Raw genomic sequence first — 21,945 nt, forward strand, 5'->3', positions numbered from 1 at the left:
CATGCGGACACGGCATGTGCGGCTCCGACGCGGCGGCCGTCAACGGCACGCCGACGCTGCTGTGCAAGGCGAGGATCGCCGACTGGGCGCAGCCCGAGCGCACCGTCGACGCCGAAGGCTTCCGGCGCACCGGCTCCGAGGCGGGTGAACCGGACGGCGCCGACGGGCTCGGCGTCATCGAGCTCGCGCCGCTGCCCGGATTCGCCGTCGACCGCGACCTCATCGCCGACATCGACCCGATGCTCGAGCAGATCAAACGGCTCAAGCCGTATCTGATCGCCGACGGCGTGCTCGCGACGACCGAGGACGGCAAGGTCGACGTGCTCGAATACCTGCAGAGCCCCGAGCAGCTCGCGAAGTACGAGACGCTGACGACCTGCATCGTCTGCGGCGCCTGCGAGGGCGCATGCCCGGTGTACGCCGGCGGCGAGGCGTTCGTCGGACCGGCCGCGCTGATCAACCAGGCCAGATTCATCGACGATTCCCGCGACGAGGCCACCCGCGAGCGGCTCGAGGCGATCGACACGGCGGACGGCATCCAAGCCTGCCAGTCGGTGCGCGCCTGCTCGCGCGAATGCCCGGTGGGCATCGACGTCGGCGAGCAGATCTGGCAGCTCATCGCACAGGTCAAGGAACGTGAGGCGTAACGCGGCGATGATGGACAAACGCACATACGACAACCACGCCAAGGCATGGGTCTGCATCGAGGACCACGAGTCGGCGAGGGAACCGCAGCTCGTGCGCCGGGCGCGCGAGCTGGCGACGCGGGCCGACCTCGCGCCGTGCCCCGCCTCGGAGGGCTTCCTGCTCAGCGCCTTCGCGCAGATGACGAAGGCCACGTCCGCGATCGTCGTCGGCACCGGCTCGCTCGTCGAGTCCGCGCAGCTCGTCGAGGGCCTCGCCGGCGCCGGCAAGCTCACCGCCGTCGACTCATCCGCCGCCGGCGTCGCGGCGATCCGCGCGTTCTTCTCCGGCATCGACGATACGACGCGCACGACGCTGCGCGCCGTCAACGCCGCGCCCTCCGTCTTCCTCCAGCGGCTCAACGGCAACGACTACGACCTCATCGTCGTGTCCGGCGACGCCTCGAACTACATGCCGGTGTTCGAGCAGGCACCGCGTCTGCTGCGCCGCGGCGGCGCCGTCGTGTTCACCGACGCGCTCGCGATGCGTGCGCCGCATGCCAAGGGCGGCCTAACGAACCCGGCCGACCGCGGCGAGAAGGCGGTGCTCATGCGCGAACTGCTCGAGCGCATCGAGGACGACGAACGCTTCGTCAGCGCGATGACGCCGACCGGCGACGGCGTGCTCATCGCCGTGCTGCGCTGACGCATATGGCGGCGCCCCGCGGTTCGGTTTGAACCGTGCTGCGCCGCCATATGCGTCCGCGCGCGTCAGCCGATTTGCGACGTGGCGACGGCGACGGCCTCGTCGACGTCGTCGGTGATCGTCACGAGCGACGGGTCGAGCGCCGAGATGAGGCCGCGGTCCTTGACGGCGCCGTTGATCCAATCGAACAGCCCCTGCCAGTACGCCGTGTCGTACAGCGCGATCGGGATGCGCGCCACCTTGTGCGTCTGCACGAGCGTGAGTGCCTCGAAGGTCTCGTCGAGCGTGCCGAAGCCGCCCGGGCACACGATGACGCCCTGCGAGTACTTCATGAACATCGTCTTGCGCACGAAGAAGTACCGGAAGGTCATGCCAAGGTTGACCCATTCGTTGATGCCCTGCTCATGAGGCAGTTCGATGCCGAGCCCCACCGATTTGCCTCCGGCGAGCGCGGCGCCCTTGTTCGCGGCCTCCATGATGCCGGGGCCTCCGCCGGTGATGACGGCGACGTCGCGCCGCGCGATGCGTTCGCCCATCGCGAGCGCGGCGCGGTAGGCGTCCTCGTCGGGCTGGATGCGTGCCGAACCGAAGATGCTGACGGCGGGTCCCAGGTCGGCGAGCGAGCCGAAGCCATCGACGAACTCGGCCTGGATGCGCAGCACGCGCCATGGGTCGCGGTGCAGCCAGTCGGTCGACGGGTCCGGCTTGAGCAGCCGTTCGGTCGTGCTCTCCTGCGGGATCATCTGCCCGCGCAGCAGCACGGCGCCCTGCCGGTAGGTCTGGCCGAGCGGCGAGACGCCTTCACCCCCTTCGTTCCACCTCGCGTCATCGACGCGTGCGTCGTCCTCGTTTCGTTCGTTTGCCTGCGGTTGCCGTTCCGTCGTCATGTGCCGGCTCCTTTCGTCTGCCGCCGATGCTCTGGCTGAGCACCACAGTACCATCGGCGAGCGTGGTCTCGGTGCGTCCCGAGCCGCGTTCCGTGTCCTCGGGACCCTTCACCATGGCCGCGCGCGCTTCGAAGCGCTTCGACTGGCGGCTCAGCAGCACGCCGGAGACGGCGGCGGCGAGCAGCGACGCGAGCAGCACGCCGAAGCGCGCCTCCGCGGACAGTTCGGCGTTGGCGTAGGCGAGCGAGGCGATCAGGAAGGAGACGGTGAATCCGATGCCGCAGGCGACGGCCGCCGGGAACATGTCGCGCACGCGCAACCCCTTCGGCATCCTCAGCGTCCCGACATGCGTCGAGCACCATGCGACGGCCATGATGCCGAGCGGCTTGCCGACAACGAGCGCGACGATGATGCCGATGACGATCGGCGAGACAAGCAGCATCGGCGTGATCGCGTCGAAGTGCACGCCGGTGGCGAAGAACGCGAAGATCGGCAGCGCGAGCAGCGCCGAGAACGGCTGGAGCTTGTCGGCGTAGCGTTCGGCGCGGGCGTCGCGTTCCCCGTACATCGCGCGCGCCGGCGTGAGCAGGCCGACAAGGACGCCGGCGAGCGTCGGGTGGACGCCCGCCTCGTACATCATGACCCACGAGAGGATGCCGATGACGGCGACGCCGAACCACGGCACCTTGCGCATGCGCACGAGGAAGTACCAGGCCACGGCGCACACGGCGATGCCGACGAACCAGTACCAGGCGTTGAGCGACGAGAAGAACACGGCGATGAGGATGATCGCGAGCAGGTCGTCGACGGTCGCCAGCGTCATCAGGAACGCGCGGATCGACCCCGGCAGCGCCTTGGCGAACAGCGCAAGCACGGCGAGCGAGAACGCGATGTCGGTCGCCGTCGGGATCGCCCATCCGTGCGCCGCCTCGGAGAACGGGAAGGTCGCGCCGTTCGCGATGAGCAGACTGCCCGGGTCGCCGGCGCCGTAGCGCGAGAACAGCGCGACGACGGCGACGAACAGGATCGGCGGCACGATCATGCCGCCGACGGCGCACAGCATCGGCACGGCGGCGGCGCGGACGTTCGACAGCGATCCGGTCGTCAGCTCCTGCTTGAGCTCAAGGCCGACGACGAGGAAGAAGATCGTCAGCAGGCCGTCCTGAGCCCAATGCCCGACGCCCATCGTGAGGTTCGTGCCGGGGATGCCCAGCTCGAAGTGCGACAGATGCTCGAACCATGCGGCCGTCGCCGGGATGTTCGCCAGGACGAGGCCCATGAGCGCGAAGCCGAGCATGATCAGGCCGGATATGCGGTCGGACGCCGCCACCCTTCGGACGGCCGCCCATGGTCCCTGTGATTTCCCGCTCATCGCACCTCCCGTTCATGCGGCCGCAACGACCGCCCTCCACACGCAAACGTCTTCCATTATGCCGCATCCGGCGCCGGCCGCCTAGACGCCGGCGCCGGATGTTCACGCTTTCTCGACCTCGCCGGACGTCGCGCTCGGCGTGCGGGCGCCCCAAGCGCCGCGCCTCATCGTCCAAGCGTCGCGAGCGCCGCCCCAAGGCGCCCGAGCACCTCCTGCAGCATCGGCGTCGGGCAGGCGAGGTTGACTCGCTCGAATCCGGCGCCTTCGGGGCCGAACATCACGCCCTCGTCGAAGTAGACGCGGGCTCGCTCGTGCATGAAGTCGCGCAGCGCGTCGGCGTCGAGGCCCAGCCCCCGGAAGTCGACCCAGGCGAGGTAGGTGCCCTCCGGCTCGACGAGCGCCACGCCCGGATGCTCGGACGCGAAGCCGGCGAGCACGCCGCGGTTGCGTTCGAGTACGCCGAGCAGCTCGTCGAACCACGCCTCGGCGCCGTCGTAGGCGGCGATGCAGGCGACGAGTCCGAAGTGGCTGACGGTCATGCCGCCGATGTTCGCGGCGGCGACGTCGTAGCGCGCACGCATGCGCGCGTCGCGGATGAAGGCGTTCGAGCACAGCAGCCCGGCGAGGTTGAAGGTCTTCGTCGGCGCCGTGAACTCGATCGCATGGCTCGCGTAGGGCTCTCCGAGCGCGCCGAACATCGTCACCGGATGGCCGTCGCGTCCGAAGTCGGCGTGGATCTCGTCGACGAGCAGCAGCACGTCGTGCGCGATGCACAGGTCGCCGATCCGGCGCAGTTCGTCGGCGGTCCAGACGCGGCCGACCGGGTTGTGCGGGTTGCACAGCAGCATCGCCGTGCAACGCGGGTCGGCGAGACGCGCATCGAGGTCGTCGAAGTCGATCGTGTAGCGTCCCGACGCCTCGTCGTGGACGAGCGCGTTGTTCGAGATCGTCAGGCCGTTGCCGCGCGCCGCGTCGGTGAACGGGTAGTACACCGGCCGCTGGATGACGATGACGTCGCCCGGATGCGTGAACGCGCGCAGCGCCGTGTTGATCGCCGGCATGACGCCGTCGGACAGCCGTATCCACGACGGGTCGATCTCAAGGCCGTGGCGCCGGCGCATCCAGCCCACGACCGCCTCGTAGTAGGCGTCGGTCGCATAGTCGTAGCCGAAGACGTCATGGCGCGCCGCGTCGACGATCGCGTCGACGATCTGCGGCGCCGGCACGAACTCCATGTCGGCGACCGACATCGCGACGACGTCGTCATGCCCCGCGCCAAGCTCGTCCTCGATGAGCTTCCATTTGGCCGACGTCGTATGCCGGCGTTCGGGGCGGGTGTCGAAATCGAACATGCTGTCTCCATACTCCGGGCACGCCATCGGGGCGCGCCGTCCGCTTCATACGGAACGCCACCCTAGCGCCCCCGTGTTACGAGCGGCGCAATCCGAACCATCGTTTCATGGGAGCCTCAGCGCAGCCAGTGCCCCATCCCACGTTGACGGCGCGGCGTATGCCGCCTTCCGCATGCATATGGCAGGGCGGCCGGTTGCTCATGCCGTTCATGGGCGTGTATGGCATGGCTACCGGATATGAAAATGCCCGGCATGTTGCAGATGCCGGGCTAGTAGTTATCCAGCGGCTACGCCGGAAAGGGTAACTATGATGACAGTTGCCGAGTATAGCACAGATCATGGCCGGATGGTTATTTCCGGGCGTGAGTATGTGTGGGAAGCGCCGGACGATAGCGTCGCATACGCGCGCCTCCACGGAGGCCGGGACCGCGATGAGGCGGTCCGGATCCGGAAATTGGTTAAGCCCTTGGCTGCATACGCAACCAAGGGCTTATTGTGCGCGAGACAGGATTCGAACCTGCGACCTGCTGATCCGTAGTCAGCTGCTCTAATCCGCTGGGCTACTCGCGCAGCACCGCTGCATCCGAAGTGACCGACGTTCGCACGCCTCCACTGCAACGGCCAAGTGCGCGAGACAGGATTCGAACCTGCGACCTGCTGATCCGTAGTCAGCTGCTCTAATCCGCTGGGCTACTCGCGCATGTTGCTTGTTTTTGGCAACTCGAAAAATATACAACGCTTTCACAATCACATCAAATCGTCGGCGTGTCGCCACTGTTTCCGCGTATTCGCCGCCTCCTGTCCCCTCACCTCACGCACTGGTGCGTTCGAGGCGCAGCGCCGGCCTGCGCCCGTCGGCGACGATCCTCGGGCCGCGCGCGCCGTTGACGGCCTCGGCGTCGACGATGACCTCGCTGACGGCGTCGTCGCCCGGCACGTCGTACATCGCGTCCTCGAGCGTGCGTTCGATGATCGAACGCAGGCCGCGTGCGCCGGTGCCGCGTTCGAGCGCGATGCGCGCGATGAGGTCGATCGCGTCGTCGGTGAAGGTGAGCGTCACGCCGTCGACGGCGAACAGCTTGCGGTACTGGCGCGTCAGCGCGTTCGCCGGTTTCGTCAGGATCGCCTTGAGGTCGTCCGCGTCGAGCTCGTCGAGCGCCGTGACGACCGGCAGCCGTCCGATGAACTCGGGCAGCAGCCCGAAGGCCTCGAGGTCGTCGGCGCACACCTGCGCGAGCAGCGCGGCGCGGTTGACGCCACGCTGCCGCCACGACGCGCCGAAGCCGCTCGCGCGCCGTCCGAGCCGGTCGGCGACGATCTCGTCGAGTCCGACGAAGGCGCCGCCGCAGATGAACAGGATGTCGCGCGTATCGATCTGCACCGATTCGGCCTCGCGGTGCTTGCGCGCGCCTTCGACCGGCACGTTCGCGACGGTGCCCTCGATGATCTTGAGGAGCGCCTGCTGCACGCCCTCGCCGGAAACGTCGCGCGTCACCGACGTGTTCTCGCCGCTCTTGCGTGCGATCTTGTCGATCTCGTCGATGTAGATGATGCCGTGGCTCGCGCGCGGGACGTCGCCGTCGGCGGCCTGGATGAGCCGCTGGAGCACCGTCTCGACGTCGTCGCCGACGTAACCGGCCTCGGTGAGCGTCGTCGCGTCGACGATGACGAAGGGCACCCGCATCGCCTTCGCAAGCGTCTGCGCGAGGTAGGTCTTGCCCACGCCGGTCGGCCCGAGCATCAGGATGTTCGACTTGGCGACGTCGACGTCGTCGTCCGGGTCGGCGATGCGCCGCGCCGCCGGCGTCAGCATCGCGTCTCCGTCGTCGTCCGTCCGCCGCGTGCGGCGCGCCTTCTCGATCTCGATGCGTTTGAAATGGTTGTAGACGGCGACGCTCAATGTGCGCTTGGCCGCCTCCTGCCCGATGACGTATTCGTCGAGCACGGCGTGGATCTGCGCCGGCCTCGGCAGCTTCATGACCTCGAGCTTGGCGTCCTTCGCCTGCTCGTCGGCGATGATCTCGACGCACAGCGCGACGCATTCGTCGCAGATCGCCACGCCGGCGCCGGCGACGAGGCGGTTCACCTCGCGTTCGCCCTTGCCGCAGAACGCGCAGCGCTGCATGCCGTCGTTGTAGCTGATCACTCGTCCCATCGTCGCCGTCCCTCGCCGTGTCGCGGATGCCGTCGTCGCCGGCCGCGGCGCGCCATGCGCCGCCGCGACCCATGATAGCCGTCAGGATGCACGATGGTCCGCAAGGCGCCCCGCACAACGCGGAACACGGCGGCGCCGGCCACCGTGATCGTGGTCGGCGCCGCCGTGTTCCGTCTATGCCCCGGATGCGGACCGGGAGCCCCCGGCAGGCTCAGGCCTTCGCGCCGCGCGGCTCGAGCACCTCGTCGACGATGCCGTATTCCTTGGCCTCCTGGGCCGTCAGGAACGTGTCGACCTCGATGTCCTTGCGGATGCGTTCGATAGGCTGGCCGGTGTGCTTCGCGAGCGTGTCCTCGAGCCACTGGCGCATGCGCAGCATCTCCTTGGCCTGGATCTCGATCTCGGTCGCCTTGCCGAATCCCTGGTCGATCGCCGGCTGGTGGATGAGCACGCGCGCGTTCGGCAGGATCAGGCGCTTGCCCTTCGTGCCGGCCGCGAGCAGGATCGCCGCCGCGGAGGCCGCCTGGCCGAGGCACACGGTCTGCACGTCCGGCTGGATGTAGTTCATCGTGTCATAGATCGCCGTCATCGCCGTCATCGAGCCGCCCGGCGAGTTGATGTACATCATCACGTCGCGGTTCGGGTCCATGCTTTCGAGCACGAGCAGCTGCGCCATGATGTCGTCGGCCGTCGTGTCGTCCACCTGGACGCCCATGAAGATGATGCGGTCGTCGAAGAGCCTCGTGTACGGGTTCTGCCGCTTGTAGCCGTACGGCGTCTTCTCCTCGAACTCCGGCACGATGTAGCGCGCGCTCGGCGACCGGAAGCCGGCCACGCCACGCGGTCCGGCGAGTCGTTCGGCGCGTGCGACGAATTTCGCTTCCTCGGATGCCATGCTCACTCCTTGTCCGTGTTCATCGTGTCGTGCGTCGAGACGAGCTTGTCGACGAAGCCGTACTCGAGCGCCTCCTGCGCGGTGAACCAGTGGTCGTATTCGTTGTCGCGGTAGATCTCCTCGACGGTGTGCCCCGTCTGCTCGGCCGTGAGCTCCGCGAGCGTCTTCTTCATGTTCATGATGAGCTCGGCGCTGATGCGCACGTCGGTCGTCGTGCCGCCGATGCCGCCCGAGGGCTGGTGCATGAGCACGCGCGCGTGCGACGTCAGGAAGCGCTTGCCCTTCGTGCCCGAGCTCAGCAGGAACTGGCCCATCGACGCGCACATGCCGATGCCGACCGTCGCGACGTCCGGCTCGATGAGCTGCATCGTGTCGTAGATCGCCATGCCGGCCGTGATCGAGCCGCCCGGCGAGTTGATGTAGAGCCAGATGTCGCTCTTGGGGTCCTCGGCGGCGAGCATGAGCATCTGCGCGCAGATGCGGTTCGCCATGTCGTCCTTGACTTCCTCGCCCATCCAGATGATGCGGTCCTTGAGGAGTCGGTTGAAGATCGGATCGGCGGGGCCCGCCGGCATCGCGCCGTCGTCCATCGTCGGCGTAAGTAGGTTACTCACGTTGTCTCCTTCATTGGTGTGTCCTGAACAGTCACATTACTTGGTTCAAACGACGGCGCCCCGTTTCTATTCCCGACCCGCATGCGCGACGCGCGTACCCCCGGACGCGCGCCGCGCATGCAGCCGGGCGACGAGCAGCCCCGTGCCGACCGAGACGGCGCATGCGCATGCGACCGGCACATACAGGTTCGACGGCGCCTCGGTGAGCTCCATGACGAGCGTCATCGCCATCAGCGGCGCGTTCTGCGAGGCGGCGAGCAGCGCGCACGCCCCGAGCAGCGCATACACGCCGATCGAGTTCGTCCCGAACATGAGCAGCCAGCACACGCCGAGCATGCAGCCGAGCGACGAGCCGAGCGCGATGCCCGGCGTGAGCACGCCGCCCGAGGCGCCCGCGCGGATCGTCATCAGCGTGACGACGGCCTTCGCGGCGAAGGAGACGAGCAGCAGCGGGATGAACGCCAGCTCGGGGCGCCCCGAGAAGCCCATCTGCGCCGTCGCGCGGCCGTTGCCCATGACCTGCGGGATCCAGATCGCGACGAGGGCGGTGACGGCGCCGGCGAGCGGCAGCTGCCACAGGATCGCCGACCCCCGGGCCTTGTGCGATTCCGCCCACTGCGCCCCGCGGCGGAACCACGCCCCGCACACGCCGGCGAGGACGCCGACGACGACGGCGAAGGCGAACAGATCGGGCGTGAAATGCGCGTCGACCGCGCCGATGACGTAGAAGGCGTGCGTCCCCTTGATGAGCGTGGCGACCCATGCGGCCAGACTCGAGCACAGCAGCGACAGCGCGACCGTGGCCGCCGTCACGTCCTTGAGCAGGATCTCGATCGCGAAGAACGCGCCTGCGAGCGGCGCGTTGTACACGCCGGCGAGGCCCGCGCCCGCCGAGATCGCGACGACCTCCATCAGATCGCGCCGGTGCAGCCCCGTCCATCGGCACAGGCGCTGCGCGAGCATCGCGCCCAGTTCGCGCGGCGCGACCTCACGGCCGACCGACAAGCCGCAGCCAACGATGCCGATCTGCAGCAGCACATGGCATACCGTCTGCCATGCCGGCATCAGGGAGCCGCGAACGGCCTGCCCCACCGACGGCACGGCGGTCGTACGCGTGCGCAGCAGCCACCAGCACACGGCGGCGACCGTCGCGCCGCCGATCAGAGAGACGGCGCGACGGAGCGGATGCGTCAGGAACGGGCCGGGCATCGCCGGCGACTCGACGAAGCCGAGCGCCAGATGCTCGATCGCGTACAGCAGCAGCGTGAGCAGTCCGGCGCAGGCGCCGACGATGATGCCGAGCAACGCGATGGTGGCGACGAGCGCCGTCAGACGCGAGCCGATCGGCCGGCGTCCCGGGTCGAGGTCGTCGTCGCGCAGCTCGCGCGCCACGGCCTCGTCGTTGTCGAAATGACCTGCGGTGATGTTCATGCCCATGCCCTCCATGATGGCCTCCGCGGCGATGGGATTACGCTAACGGCGATGCCCCGCGTCCGCGGGATGCGGATGCGGGGCATCGGAATCGAATCAGCGGTATGGCCGGTCGCCTTGCGATCAGGCTTCGGTCTCGTCGCCGGCGTTGAGCGAATCGGCGACGGCAGCCGCGGCGGCCGCGGCGGCGACGGATTCGTCCTCGTCGACCTCGGCTGCGGCGTCATCGGAGCCGAGGAAGGCGCTCAGGTCGAGCGGTTCGCCGTCGACGGTGAAGGTGACGGCGCGCATGCCGGCGAGCAGGCCCTTGGAACGGGCGACCTCCTCGACTGCGGAGCCGATCTGGCCGTTGCGCATGATGGCTTGGATGAACTGGTTCGGATCCATGCCGTACTGCTGGGCGATCGAAGCGAGGAAGTTGAAGACGTCGGACTGGGAGACCTGCACGTCGAGCTTCTCGGCGAGCGCATCGAGGACCATCTGGTCCTTGAGCAGCTTGTCGACCTCCTCCTCGGCCTGCTTCTTCTGCTCGGCGGTCGCCTTGTCCTTGTCGACGCCCATGCTCTGCAGCTGCTGCTCGATCATGTGCTCCTTGACGCCCTTCGGCGCCGGGATGTCGAGGTCCTTCTCGATCGTCTCGATGAACGCGTCGCGCGCCTTCGTGGCCTGACGGCCCTCGGCGTCGGCCTCGACGTTCTTGCGGATCTCGTCCTTGAGCTCGTCGAGCGTGTCGAACTCGGAGGCCTCCTGCGCGAAGTCGTCGTCGAGCTCCGGAAGCTCCTCGGCCTTGACGGAGTTGACCTTGACCTTGACCGTGGCGGTCTCTCCCTCGTGTTCGCCGCCTTCGAGCTTCGACTCGAAGGTCGTCTCCTCGCCGGCCGACAGGCCGTCGAGCGCCTCGTCGAGGCCCTCGAGCATCGTGCCGGAGCCAATCTCGTAGCTGACGCCCTCCTGGGAGTCGACGGTCTCGCCGTCGATCGTCGCCGTGAGGTCGATGTTCGCGTAGTCGCCGTTCTGGGCCGGGCGGTCGACGCCGACGAGCGTCGCGAAGCGCTGGCGCAACATGTCGAGGCGCGCGTTGACGTCGTCGTCCGAGACCTCGTCCTTCTCGACGGCGATCGTCATGCCGTCGAGCTCGGGCAGCTCGAAGTCGGGACGGCGCTCGACGGTCGCGGTGAACTTGAGCTTCGTGTCGTCATCGGCGCTTTCCGGCAGTTCGACGACTTCGATCTCCGGCTGCGCCATCGGACGGATGTCCTTCTCCTGCAGGGCCTGGGAGTAGAAGTCCGGCAGCGCCTTGTTCACGGCCTCGCCGGCGACGGCGCCGAAGCCGACGCGCTTGTCGACGAGCTTGCCGGGCACGTGGCCCTTGCGGAAGCCGGGGACGGTGATCTGCTCGGCGATCTCCTTGCGGGCCCCGTCGAGGTACGGTTCAAATTCGTCCTGATCGACGGTGATGGTGAGCTTGGCCTTGGTGGGCTCGAGGTTCCTGACGCTGATTTTCACGCTTAGCTCCTGAAAAGATATGGTCGTATGGTCTGCCCGAAGGCAACTTTTACATGATAACGCGAGTCAGCGACGCGTTCAACAGCCCGATCTGCCATTGTCTGGCGCCCTCCGCGCGCAGGAAAACGGCCACGTCGCGCCGCCGCGGCTCGTCGGTCCAGCACAGGTTGCGCAGGATCTGCGGCTTGAGCACCATGTCCGGCGGGATGCGCACGTCCTCGGCGATCTGGTTGACGGCGGCGCGGCATTCCTGCAGCAGCCGGTAACGCTCCGGGTGGTGCTGGCGCCATACGCGCATCGACTTCGGCGCGTTGCCGCCCTCCCCGCCTCCCTGCTGGCGCACGACCTGCGGCAGCTGCGCGTCGGGCAGCTCGAGCGCCCGCTGGATCGTCTCCTTCCATACGCGCGGCTTGACCTGACGTTGGATCGGCGCGTAGCGCTCGAACATCTTGTCCTGCTCGGTGCCCAGCTGGATGCGCACGCGTTCGTTGAGCGAGCGGATCGCACGGAACTGCGCGGCGTTGTGCGGCTTGCGCTTCGCCGCCTCGATGATCGCGGCGTCGGGCAGCAGCAGCGTCGGCGCGATGTCGTAGCGCCGGGCGAGCCCGTCGCGCCGCTCCCACAGCGCCTTCGCGACGGCGAGCGCGCGGGCGTCGCCGCCGAGGTCGGTGATGTGCGAGACGCGCATCCACGGCGTCGGGTGTGGCCGGCGGGGCTCGAGGCCCGTCGCCAGCGCGTGGGCGAACTCCTCCTGGGCCCACGCGAACTTGCCTTGGTGTTTGAGGTCGCGCGTCATCGCCGCCTCGAGCTCGATGAGCAGCTCGACGTCGAGCGCCGCATAGTTGCGCAGGTCGCGCGACAGCGGGCGGTGGGACCAGTCGGCGGCCGAATGCTCCTTGGCGAGCGCGAAGCCGAGGTAGTGTTCGGTGACGTAGGCGAGCCCGTAACGGTGCAGCCCGAGCATGCGCGCGGCGATCTCGGTGTCGAACAGATGCTCGGGGCACAGGCCCAGATCGGCGAACCCCGGCAGGTCCTGTCTCGAGTCGTGCAGGATCCAGACGGCGTCGCCGACGGCCTCGTTGAACAGACCCCAGTCCACCCCCTGTTCGCCGAGCGCGATCGGGTCGAGCAGGACGATGCCGGCGCCCTCGCGCTTGAACTGGATGAGGCGGTCCTCGTGTCCGTAGCGGTAGCCGGAGGCCCGTTCGGCGTCGGCGGCGAGCGGCCCCGAGGCCGCGGCGAGGCGCTCGCAGGCCCTCTCGTATCCGGCGAGCGTGTCGGTGACCTCCGGCACGCCTTCGCGTGGTTGCGTCAGCAGGACCGGCTCAGCGTCCACGGGTGCTCTCCTTCAGATCCTTGCGATGTCACATAACGCATGATGCAGCCACTCGAGGACAGCGCACGGAAGGCCACATGGCACCAAAGGCTCAGTAGACGCGGAACCCGTACGATTCGAACTGCTCGCGCACCCGGTCCTTGCAGGCCTTCGACGGCCCCTTCTGGTCCTCGAGCGGATACGGGATGCGCAGCTCATGCCATTTGGGCCGTCCGAGCTGGTGGAACGGCAGCACGTCGATGTGCTCGACGGCGTCGCCGAAGCTCTGGCAGATCCTCGCGACCTTGTCGACGTTCTCCTCGGCGTCGGTCAGCCCCGGCACGAGCACGAAGCGCACCCAGATCTTCTTGCCGCGCCCCGCGAGACGTCGGCCGAAGTCGATCGTGGGCTGCAGGATGCCGCCGGTGACGCGCTCGTAGGTGTCCGGATCGCCGGATTTGACGTCGAGCAGGCACAGGTCGATGTCGTCGATCATCGCGTCGGTGTAGTTGCGGTTGAGGAACCCGGAGGTGTCGAGGCACGTGTGCACGCCCATGGCCTTGGCCTCGTGGAATACGCGCGAGACGAAGGCCGGCTGCATCATCGATTCGCCGCCGGAGAAGGTGATGCCGCCGCCGGTCGCCTTGAACAGGTCGGCGTAGCGCTCCACCTTCTTCACCATGGCCTCGAGGTAGACCGGCTTGCCGTCGCGCATCTTCCATGTGTCGGGGTTCTGGCAGTACTGGCAGCGCAGCGGGCATCCGCTCATGAACACCGTCATGCGCGTGCCGGGGCCGTCGACCGACGTGTTGATGTCCCAGGAATGCACGAAGCCGATGTCGCCGGTCTTCAGCGCGCGGATGCGGTCGCGCCGGTCGAGGCCGATCGGCGATTCGAAGCCGGACAGACCGCCCATGAGCGTCTGGCTCGCGTAGGTCTTCGATTCCTTGAGCATGTGCCGCGTCGTCGAGCGGAATGCCGTCTGCTCGTCCATCGGATCCTCCATTCATGTCCTTGTCATGCCGTCGTACGGCGGCGCCGCCGTACGACGGCCGGATACGGCGAAGGGCGGGGTCGTGCGCCCCGCCCTTCGCCCTCAGGCGGTCCCCGATTCAGGCGACGGGTCCGCCGATGCGTGCCTCAGCTCAGTCCTCGACGGCTCCCTGATGGAAGGTGCGGGAGATGACGTCGAGCTGCTGCTCCTTCGTCAGCTTGACGAAGTTGACGGCGTAGCCGGAGACGCGCACGGTCAGGTGCGGGTACTTCTCCGGGTGCTCGACGGCGTCCTCGAGCTGTTCCTTGCGCAGCACGTTGATGTTCGCGTGGTACAGTCCGTGGCCGTTGCCGGCGTCGAGGATGCCGACGAGGTTGTTGATCCGCTCGTCCTCGTCGCGGCCCAGGCCGTCGGGCGTGATCGTGTTCGTCAGCGAGATGCCGTCGAGCGCGTCGTTGTAGTCGATCTTGCCGACCGAGAACATCGACGGCAGCATGCCGTGCGAATCCATGCCGTTCTCCGGGTTCGCGCCCGGCGCGTACGGCGTGCCCTTGACGTGGCCGGACGGGAACGAACCGGTGTTCTTGCCGTATTCGACGTTCGACGTGATCGTCAGGATCGACTGCGTCGGGACGGCGCCGCGGTACACCGGCAGGCGCTTGACCTGGCCCATGACCGTCGAGACGACCCACTTGGCGATGTCGTCGGCGCGGTCGTCGTCGTTGCCGTAGAGCGGGAACTCGCCTTCGGTGCGGTAGCCGACGACGAGGTCGTCGTCGGCGCCCTCGACGTACTCGAACTCGTGGCCCGGCATGTCCTTGGCGTCCTTGTTGGTGATCGGGTAGACCTTCGCGTACTTGCAGGCCGAGAGCGAATCCGCCGCGATCGACAGGCCGGACATGCCGCAGCCGAGCGTGCGGTAGACCTCGCGGTCGTGCAGCGCCATCTCGATCGACTCGTAGGCGTACTTATCGTGCATGTAGTGGATGATGTTGAGCGCCTCGACGTAGGTCTCCGAAAGCCATTCGAGGGCCTTCTCGTAGTTCGCCTTAACCTTCTCGTAGTCGAGAGAGCCGTCCGCCTCGGGCTTGATCGGGTCGATGATGCCCTTGTCGATCACCTGCATGCCGGTCATCTCGTCGCGGCCGCCGTTGATCGCGTACAGCAGCGCCTTCGCGGAGTTGACGCGCGCGGCGAAGAACTGCATCTGCTTGCCCACGCGCATCGGCGAGACGCAGCACGCGATCGCGGCGTCGTCGCCCCAGTGCGAGCGGATCTCCTTGTCGGACTCGTACTGGATCGCCGAGGTGTCGATCGAGATCTTCGCGCAGAAGCTCTTGTAGCCCTCCGGCAGCTTCGGGTCCCAGAAGATCGTGATGTTCGGCTCCGGCCCCGGCCCCAGGTGCTCGAGCGTGAGCGTGTTGAGCAGGCGGAACGAGGTCTTCGTGACCATCGTGCGGCCGTCGTCGCCGAAGCCGCCGTCCGACCAGGTCGCCCAGTACGGGTCGCCGGAGAAGATCGAATCGTAGTCCTTCGTGCGCAGGAAGCGCACGATGCGCAGCTTCATGACGAGGTTGTCGATGATCTCCTGGGCGTCGGTCTCGGTGATCGTGCCGTTCCTGAGATCGCGCTCGAAGTAGCAGTCGAAGAACGTGGAGACGCGGCCGAAGCTCATCGCGGCGCCGTCCTGGCTCTTGACCGAGGCGAGGTAGCCCATGTAGGTCCACTGGACGGCCTCCTTCGCGTTCATCGCCGGACGCGCCAGGTCGAGGCCGTACTCCTTGCCCAGGTTGATGAGCTTCTTGAGCGCCTTGATCTGCTCGTCGTGCTCCTCGCGGTAGCGGATCCAGTGCTCGATCTCGGTCTCGGAGAAGTCGTTGCGGTACGGGATCGCGTCCTTGTCGCGCTGCTTGAACTTGATCAGCGTGTCGACGCCGTACAGCGCGACGCGGCGGTAGTCGCCGATGATGCGGCCGCGGCCGTACGCGTCCGGCAGACCGGTGAGGATCTTGTTGTGGCGCGCGACCTTGATGTTCTTCGTGTAGACGCCGAAGACGCCGTCGTTGTGGGTCTTGCGGTACTTCGTGAAGATCGCCTTGACCGCCGCGTCGGGCTCCTTGCCGGCCTCCTTGATCGCCTGCTCGACCATGCGCCAGCCGCCGTTCGGCATCATCGCGCGCTTGCACGGCTCGTCAGTCTGCAGGCCGACAATGACGTCGTCGACCTCCGGGGAGTCGATGTAGCCGGCCGGGAACGCGTCGATGTCAGCCGGGGTCTGGGTGTCGACGTCGTAGACGCGCTGCTTGCGCTCGACGGCCAGGTAGTTGTCGTCGAGGTACTGCCACAGGTGCTTCGTCTTGTCGGTGGCGTCCGCGAGGAAGGACTCGTCGCCCTCGTACGGCGTGTAGTTCTTCTGGATGAAGTCACGGACGTCGATATCCTTTTCCCAGTCGCCGGGGACGAAGCCCTTCCAGGCCTGCTCCTTGATGTCCTCCGGGGAGACCGCGGTTGCCTCAACTGCTGCCATATTCACTCCTTTTGGGGGGGTCTGTTGCGACGCGTCTTCGTGTCGTTGCCTGTTTCATGATAGCCGTTCGTCATCGGCGAACGGCCGCGTACGCGCGTGACCTTGGTCACATTCCCCTTTTTCCCGTGTGATGCTCGTCACTCATGGACGATGTGAGCGCGCACATGAACGACGACGCGAGGCCGTGCCGGCTCCTGTCAGGAACCGACGCGGCCTCGCGTCGTCGACGTCAGCGGCCCGCGGGGCCCGTCATTTCGACACGCCCCAGCTGTTCCAGGCGTGGTCCTCGTCGTCCCAGCGCTTGTTGCGCTCGGCCGCCGTCTTCAACGCGTCCATCGCCGCCTGCTTCGTCGGGTACGGCCCGATGCGATGCTCCATCGGCGACTGCGGGCCGAGTTCCACCTTCCCGGTCGCCGTGTTGTAATACCACTGCTGCGCTTCGCTCATGCTCTCGCTCCTTCGTGCTGTTCGTGCAAACGCCCGTTGCGGGCACCACTGTACGCCTGTACGCGGCATGCCCCGGTCCGCTATTCGCGGAACCGGTCGGTGACCGGAAGGCGCCGGTCGCGGCCGAACGCGAGCGCGCTGACCTTCGGGCCGAGCGGGTACTGGCGCCGTTTCCATTCGGCGCGGTCGACGAGGCGCATGACCGTGTCCACGGTCTTCTCGCCGAAGCCGTCGGCGAGCAGGTCGGCGCGTCCGTGCGCATGCTCGATGTAGGCTTCGAGGACCTTGTCGAGCAACGCGTACTCCGGCAGCGAGTCCGAGTCCTTCTGGCCGGGGCGCAGCTCGGCGCTCGGCGCCTTCTCGATCGAGCTCACCGGGATGACGACGCCGCCGGCCGGCATGACGCCCGCGTCGCCGTCCTCGTTGCCGACGACGCGCAGGCCGCCGACGCCGACGCCTTCGGCGGCCGCGCGGTTGCGCCAGCGCGCGAGCGCCCACACCTTCGTCTTGAAGACGTCCTTGATCGGCGCGTAGCCGCCGACGGCATCGCCGTAGATCGTCGAATAGCCGCAGGCGAGCTCGGATTTGTTGCCGGTGGCGAGCGCGAGCGCGCCCTTCGAGTTCGAATAGGCCATGACGATGACGCCGCGGATGCGCGCCTGCAGGTTCTCGGCGGCCACGCCCTCGAGGCCCAGCTGCCGCTGGAAGGCGTCGAAGAGCGGTTCGATCGGCTGCACGTCGTAGTGGGCGCCGAGGTTCGCCGCGAGGTCGGCCGCGTCGTCCTTCGAGCCGTCCGACGAGTACATGCTCGGCATCGAGATGCCGAACACCGCGTCGCCGCCGGCCGCGTCGGCGGCCATCGCGGCGACGAGCGCCGAGTCGATGCCGCCGGACAGGCCGAGCGTGACCGACGTGAAGCCGTTCTTGGCCATGTAGTCCTTGAGGCCGAGCACGCAGGCCGTGTAGACCTCCTCGTCCACGTCGAGCGGCTCGGCGATCGTCGTCGCCCGCTGATGGTCGGCCGCCGTGTCGAGGTCGAAGTACGCGAGGTCCTCGACGAACATCGGCGAGCGTTCAAGCAGCGCGCCGTCGGCGTCGACGACGAAGCTGCCGCCGTCGAAGACGAGGTCGTCCTGGCCGCCGACCTGGTTGACGTAGATCATCGGCGCGCCGACCTCGCCCGCACGGCGAGCGCCCAGTTCGAGCCGCGTGTGCGTCTTGCCCTCCTCGTACGGCGAGCCGTTGACCGTCAGCAGCAGGTCGATGCCGAGTCCCGCGAGTTCGGCGACGGGGCCGCCGTCCTGCCAGATGTCCTCGCAGATCGCGACGCCGATGCGCGCGCCGGCGATGTCGAGCACGACGGGCCGATCGCCGGACGAGAAGATGCGGAACTCGTCGAAGACGCCGTAGTTGGGCAGGAAATGCTTGTCGTAGCCGGCCCAGACGCGGCCGTCGTGCAGGACGACGAGGCGGTTGCGCGGCTTGCCGTTGGCATGGTCGGTGCCGATCGTGCCGGCGACGACGTACAGGCCGCCCAGTCCTTCGTCGCCGAGCGCGGCGGCGAGACGGTCGGCCGTGTCCCATGCGGCCTCGCGGAAGGTCGCGCGCAGCGCGAGGTCCTCGATCGGGTAGCCGGTGAGCGTCATCTCCGGGAATACGACGACGTCGGCGCCGCCTTCGTTGGCGCGCCGTGCGAACGTGAGGACCTTCCGGGCGTTGCCGTCGAGGTCGCCGACGCAGGTGTCGATCTGCGCGAGTGCGAAACGTAGTGTGCTCATGCCCACCAAGTGTAGCGCCGCGCGCCTCCCTATTCGGCCGCGAGCGTGTGCAGCGTCTCGAGCGCCGCGTTCGCGTAGAACTCGGCGCCGGTCCTCACGCTCTCGTCGAAGCCGACGAAGCGCGGGCTGTGCCAGTCCGCGCAGCCGGGCGTGCCGTTCGAGCCGACGAAGGCGAAGACGAGCCGCGTCACCTCGCCGTATTCGGCGAAGTCCTCCCCCGCCATCGACGGCATGATCGGCGCGGCCTCGGCGTATGCGGGGATCGCGGCGGCCACCGGCGCGATCAGGTCGGGGTCGCATACGAGCGGCGCCTGGAAGTCGTCCCATTCGACGTCGGCGCGGATGCCGTAGGCGGCGGCCGTCGACTCGACGATCTGCCTGAAGCGGCGGGCGGCGAGGTCGCCGTCCTCGCGGTGGAAGTAGCGCGCCGTGCCCTGGAATCCGGCCTCGGCCGGGATGACGTTCCACACGTCGCCGCCGTGCACCTCGGTCACCGACACGACGAGCGGGTGGAACGGCGAGACGTTGCGGCTGACGATCGTCTGCAACGCGAGGATCATCGAGCTCATCGCCTCGAAGGGTCCGGTGCCCTTGTGCGGGTATCCGCCATGCGCGCCGTCGGCGTGCAGGTTCACGCGGAAGCGCACGCAGCCGGCCATCATCGGCTGCGACCCGGCGGCGAGGACGCCGGGCGCGTAGTTCGGGTTGTTGTGCGTGCCGATGATCGCATCGAGGCCGTCGGCGAGGCCGGCGTCGATGACGGCGCGCGCGCCGCGGCCGAGCTCCTCGGCCGGCTGGAAGATGACGCGCAGCGTGCCGTGGATGAGGTCGCGGTGCGCGTTGAGCCAGAACACGGCGCCGAGCAGGCTCGTCATGTGCAGGTCGTGGCCGCAGGCGTGCATGACGCCGTCGTTGGCCGACGCGAAGTCGAGTCCCGAGTCCTCATGCACCGGCAGCCCGTCGATGTCGGCGCGCAGTCCGACGACCGGCCCCGGATGCGCGCCCTCGATGCGCGCGACGACGCCGGTCGGCATCGGGTCGTCGAGCAGCTCGACGCCGTGCCGGGCGAGCATGTCCCTGAGGTACGCGCTCGTCGCGCGCTCCTCGAAGGAGCGTTCCGGATGCCGGTGTAGATGGTGGCGGATCGCGCGCAGTTCGTCGCTCAGTTCGATCGTCACGGCCATGATGGTGCCTCTTTCCTCTTGCGTCCTTCGTACCCGCTTCGCCGGCGTATGCCGCCGTCGTCTCAACGGCGCAGCAGCCGCTTGGCGATCGCGTTCGCGATGGCCTGCACGACCTGCACGAGCACGATCATGATGATGACGGCCGTCCATGTGACGGTCTGGTCGAACTTCTGGTAGCCGTACGCGATCGCGAAGTTACCCAGGCCGCCGCCGCCGATGTAGCCGGCCATCGCGGACATGTCGAGCACGCCGATGAACAGGAACGCGTAGGCGAGGATGAGCGGCGCGAGCGCCTCGGGGATGAGCACGGTGCGGATGATCGTGAACTTCGAGGCGCCCATCGCGCGCGCCGCCTCGATGACGCCGTGGTCGACCGGCACGAGGTTCTGCTCGACGAGGCGCGACGTCGCGAACGTGCACATGATGCACATCGGGAAGATCGCCGCCGTCGTGCCGATCGACGTGCCGACGACCTTGACGGTCAGCGGCTGCATCGCGGCGAGGAAGATGATGAACGGGATCGGACGCACGATGTTGACGAGGATGTCGAGCACGCGGTAGACGACGCGGTTCTCGAACAGGTTGCCCGGGCGCGTGCCGTAGAGGATGACGCCGAGCACGAGGCCGAGCACGCCGCCGATGACGATTGTGATGAGCACCATCTGCAGCGTCTGGACGACCGACTGCGCGAGCAGCGGCTTGAGGACGCTCCAGTCGCTGCGGCTCGCGAGCGTCGCGGCGGGGGCGAATGCGGATGCGGATGCGAGGGTGTACATCAGTCACGTTCCTTTCGTGCGGCCTTGCGTTCCCGCGGGGTCGTGGGCGTCATGTCGACGACGTCGTCGTTCTGTTCGATCATTTCGAGATCGTCGTCGAGCGCGGGCGTCGACGTGACTGTCGCCTCGTCGGGGCCGAGCGCGATGCGGGCGCGTTCGACGGCCGTGTCGTAGTCGACCGGATCGGCCTTCGTGCCGAAGTCGACGATGTCGCTGTGGCGGCGCAGGTCGTCGAGGAAGGCGTCGATCCGCGCCTCGTCGCCGGTGAACTCGTAGGTCATCGCACCGATCGCGATGTCCTGCACGGTGTCGATGCCGCCGTAGAGCAGGCCGCTGCTGATGCCGTGGCGGGCGATGAGTTCGGAGATGTCCTGTCCGGAGGCGGGCACGAGCACGTTGCCGTCGGCGTCGACGATGTCGCGCTGACGCACGACGACGGTGACGAGACGTCCCGGCCACTGCTCGCGCATGACGGCGATGCGCGCCGGGTCGGGCAGGCCGTCCATCGCCGTGGCGATGAAGCGCTTCGTGACCGGCTGCTTCGGCGCGGCGAAGACGTCGTAGATATCGCCCTGTTCGACGACGCGGCCGGCGCTCATGACAGCGACGCGGTTGGCGATCTGCTGCACGACGTTCATCTGATGCGTGATGAGCACGATCGTGATGCCGAGCTGACGGTTGACGCGTTCGAGCAGCTGGAGCACCTCGGTCGTCGTCTCCGGGTCGAGCGCACTCGTCGCCTCGTCGGCAAGCAGGATCTTCGGGTTCGTCGCCAGGGCGCGCGCGATGCCGACGCGCTGCTTCTGGCCGCCCGACAGCTGCGACGGGTACTTGTTCGCATGTTCGGACAGGCCTACGAACTCGAGCAGCTCGAGCACGCGCTTGTCCTGATAGTCCTTGCGCCAATGGTCGAGCTTCAGCGGATAGGCGATGTTCTGCGCGACCGTCTTCTGCGAGAACAGATTGAACTGCTGGAAGATCATGCCGATCTTCTGGCGCACCGGCCGCAGCCTGCCCTCGCCCATATGCGACACGTCGTGGCCCATGACGGTGACGGTGCCGCTCGTCGGCTGCTCGAGCGCGTTGATCATGCGCACAAGCGTCGACTTGCCGGCGCCCGAATAGCCGATGATGCCGAAGATGTCGCCTTCGTCGATGCTCAGCGAGACGTCGTCGACGGCGCGCATCGTCTTCTTCGCGCCGCGCTGCCTGAACTCCTTGACCACATGGTCGAAGACGATGATGGGTTCCTTGCCTTGCGTCATTGTGTCGCCTTTGTCTCCTTGATTTGCCCCGCCTCTCCCCCGTCGCCCGCGCATCGCGCCGAATGCGAGAGAAAGCCGCCGGCCGCCATTGTAGCGGCACGGGCGGCTCATCGTGCGC

Annotated in this window: 18 protein-coding genes and 2 tRNA genes; 2 read left to right on the forward strand and 18 right to left on the reverse strand. The window is 67.7% G+C overall.

Annotated features, from left to right (window positions below):
* The coding region (locus B1400_RS07980) for a succinate dehydrogenase/fumarate reductase iron-sulfur subunit (protein ID WP_133064656.1) at positions 1-647 on the forward strand (647 nt) is incomplete at its 5' end.
* A gap of 10 nt (positions 648-657) precedes the next feature.
* On the forward strand, positions 658-1,329 hold the full coding sequence (locus B1400_RS07985) for an O-methyltransferase (protein ID WP_095613907.1): 672 nt from the start codon (positions 658-660) through the stop codon (positions 1,327-1,329).
* A gap of 65 nt (positions 1,330-1,394) precedes the next feature.
* Here the strand turns inward: B1400_RS07985 and B1400_RS07990 are convergent, their stop codons facing one another.
* From B1400_RS07990 to B1400_RS08075, 18 genes are all read right to left on the reverse strand, one after another.
* A complete protein-coding gene (locus tag B1400_RS07990) occupies positions 1,395-2,216 on the reverse strand; it encodes an LOG family protein (protein WP_407641085.1) in 822 nt (273 codons plus the stop codon).
* Positions 2,155-3,588 (reverse strand): Na+/H+ antiporter NhaA, encoded by a 1,434-nt coding sequence (gene nhaA, locus B1400_RS07995; RefSeq protein WP_095613887.1) that lies wholly within the window; start codon positions 3,586-3,588, stop codon positions 2,155-2,157. Before nhaA ends, B1400_RS07990 begins: the two co-directional genes overlap by 62 nt.
* A gap of 164 nt (positions 3,589-3,752) precedes the next feature.
* A complete protein-coding gene (locus B1400_RS08000) occupies positions 3,753-4,940 on the reverse strand; it encodes a MalY/PatB family protein (RefSeq protein ID WP_095613888.1) in 1,188 nt (395 codons plus the stop codon).
* 496 nt (positions 4,941-5,436) lie between these two features.
* Positions 5,437-5,510: transfer RNA gene (locus tag B1400_RS08005), tRNA-Arg, on the reverse strand.
* A gap of 56 nt (positions 5,511-5,566) precedes the next feature.
* Positions 5,567-5,640 (reverse strand) — tRNA-Arg (locus B1400_RS08010).
* Between the two features lie 111 nt (positions 5,641-5,751).
* Positions 5,752-7,095 carry an ATP-dependent Clp protease ATP-binding subunit ClpX gene (clpX, locus tag B1400_RS08015; RefSeq protein ID WP_095613889.1) on the reverse strand — a complete coding sequence of 448 codons (1,344 nt, stop codon included), beginning with the start codon at positions 7,093-7,095 and terminating at the stop codon, positions 5,752-5,754.
* Between the two features lie 211 nt (positions 7,096-7,306).
* Positions 7,307-7,990 (reverse strand): ATP-dependent Clp protease proteolytic subunit, encoded by a 684-nt coding sequence (locus B1400_RS08020; protein ID WP_095613890.1) that lies wholly within the window; start codon positions 7,988-7,990, stop codon positions 7,307-7,309.
* A 2-nt stretch (positions 7,991-7,992) separates the two neighbouring features.
* Positions 7,993-8,580, reverse strand: coding sequence for an ATP-dependent Clp protease proteolytic subunit (locus tag B1400_RS08025; protein WP_095613891.1), 588 nt, complete (start codon positions 8,578-8,580; stop codon positions 7,993-7,995).
* 90 nt (positions 8,581-8,670) lie between these two features.
* Positions 8,671-10,041 carry a chloride channel protein gene (locus B1400_RS08030; RefSeq protein ID WP_407641086.1) on the reverse strand — a complete coding sequence of 457 codons (1,371 nt, stop codon included), beginning with the start codon at positions 10,039-10,041 and terminating at the stop codon, positions 8,671-8,673.
* A 117-nt stretch (positions 10,042-10,158) separates the two neighbouring features.
* Entirely contained in the window at positions 10,159-11,541 is a 1,383-nt protein-coding gene (gene tig / locus B1400_RS08035; RefSeq protein ID WP_095613893.1) for a trigger factor, read from the reverse strand.
* Positions 11,542-11,590: 49 nt separating this feature from the next.
* Complete coding sequence (locus tag B1400_RS08040; RefSeq protein WP_095613894.1) at positions 11,591-12,877, reverse strand: HRDC domain-containing protein; 1,287 nt, start codon at positions 12,875-12,877, stop codon at positions 11,591-11,593.
* Positions 12,878-12,968: 91 nt separating this feature from the next.
* On the reverse strand, positions 12,969-13,850 hold the full coding sequence (gene pflA, locus B1400_RS08045) for a pyruvate formate-lyase-activating protein (RefSeq protein ID WP_095613908.1): 882 nt from the start codon (positions 13,848-13,850) through the stop codon (positions 12,969-12,971).
* Between the two features lie 151 nt (positions 13,851-14,001).
* Positions 14,002-16,377 carry a formate C-acetyltransferase gene (gene pflB, locus B1400_RS08050; RefSeq protein WP_095613895.1) on the reverse strand — a complete coding sequence of 792 codons (2,376 nt, stop codon included), beginning with the start codon at positions 16,375-16,377 and terminating at the stop codon, positions 14,002-14,004.
* Positions 16,378-16,626: 249 nt separating this feature from the next.
* A complete protein-coding gene (locus B1400_RS08055) occupies positions 16,627-16,824 on the reverse strand; it encodes a hypothetical protein (RefSeq protein ID WP_095613896.1) in 198 nt (65 codons plus the stop codon).
* An 80-nt stretch (positions 16,825-16,904) separates the two neighbouring features.
* Entirely contained in the window at positions 16,905-18,602 is a 1,698-nt protein-coding gene (locus tag B1400_RS08060) for an NAD+ synthase (RefSeq protein ID WP_095613897.1), read from the reverse strand.
* Positions 18,603-18,631: 29 nt separating this feature from the next.
* On the reverse strand, positions 18,632-19,786 hold the full coding sequence (locus B1400_RS08065; protein ID WP_095613898.1) for a M20 metallopeptidase family protein: 1,155 nt from the start codon (positions 19,784-19,786) through the stop codon (positions 18,632-18,634).
* A gap of 62 nt (positions 19,787-19,848) precedes the next feature.
* Positions 19,849-20,562 (reverse strand): methionine ABC transporter permease, encoded by a 714-nt coding sequence (locus B1400_RS08070; protein WP_095613899.1) that lies wholly within the window; start codon positions 20,560-20,562, stop codon positions 19,849-19,851.
* Positions 20,562-21,827 carry a methionine ABC transporter ATP-binding protein gene (locus B1400_RS08075; protein ID WP_095613900.1) on the reverse strand — a complete coding sequence of 422 codons (1,266 nt, stop codon included), beginning with the start codon at positions 21,825-21,827 and terminating at the stop codon, positions 20,562-20,564. The genes B1400_RS08070 and B1400_RS08075 overlap by 1 nt, the downstream gene beginning before the upstream one ends.
* Positions 21,828-21,945: the final 118 nt, after the last annotated feature.

The organism is Bifidobacterium italicum (assembly GCF_002286915.1).
Taxonomy (GTDB): Bacteria; Actinomycetota; Actinomycetes; order Actinomycetales; family Bifidobacteriaceae; genus Bifidobacterium; species Bifidobacterium italicum.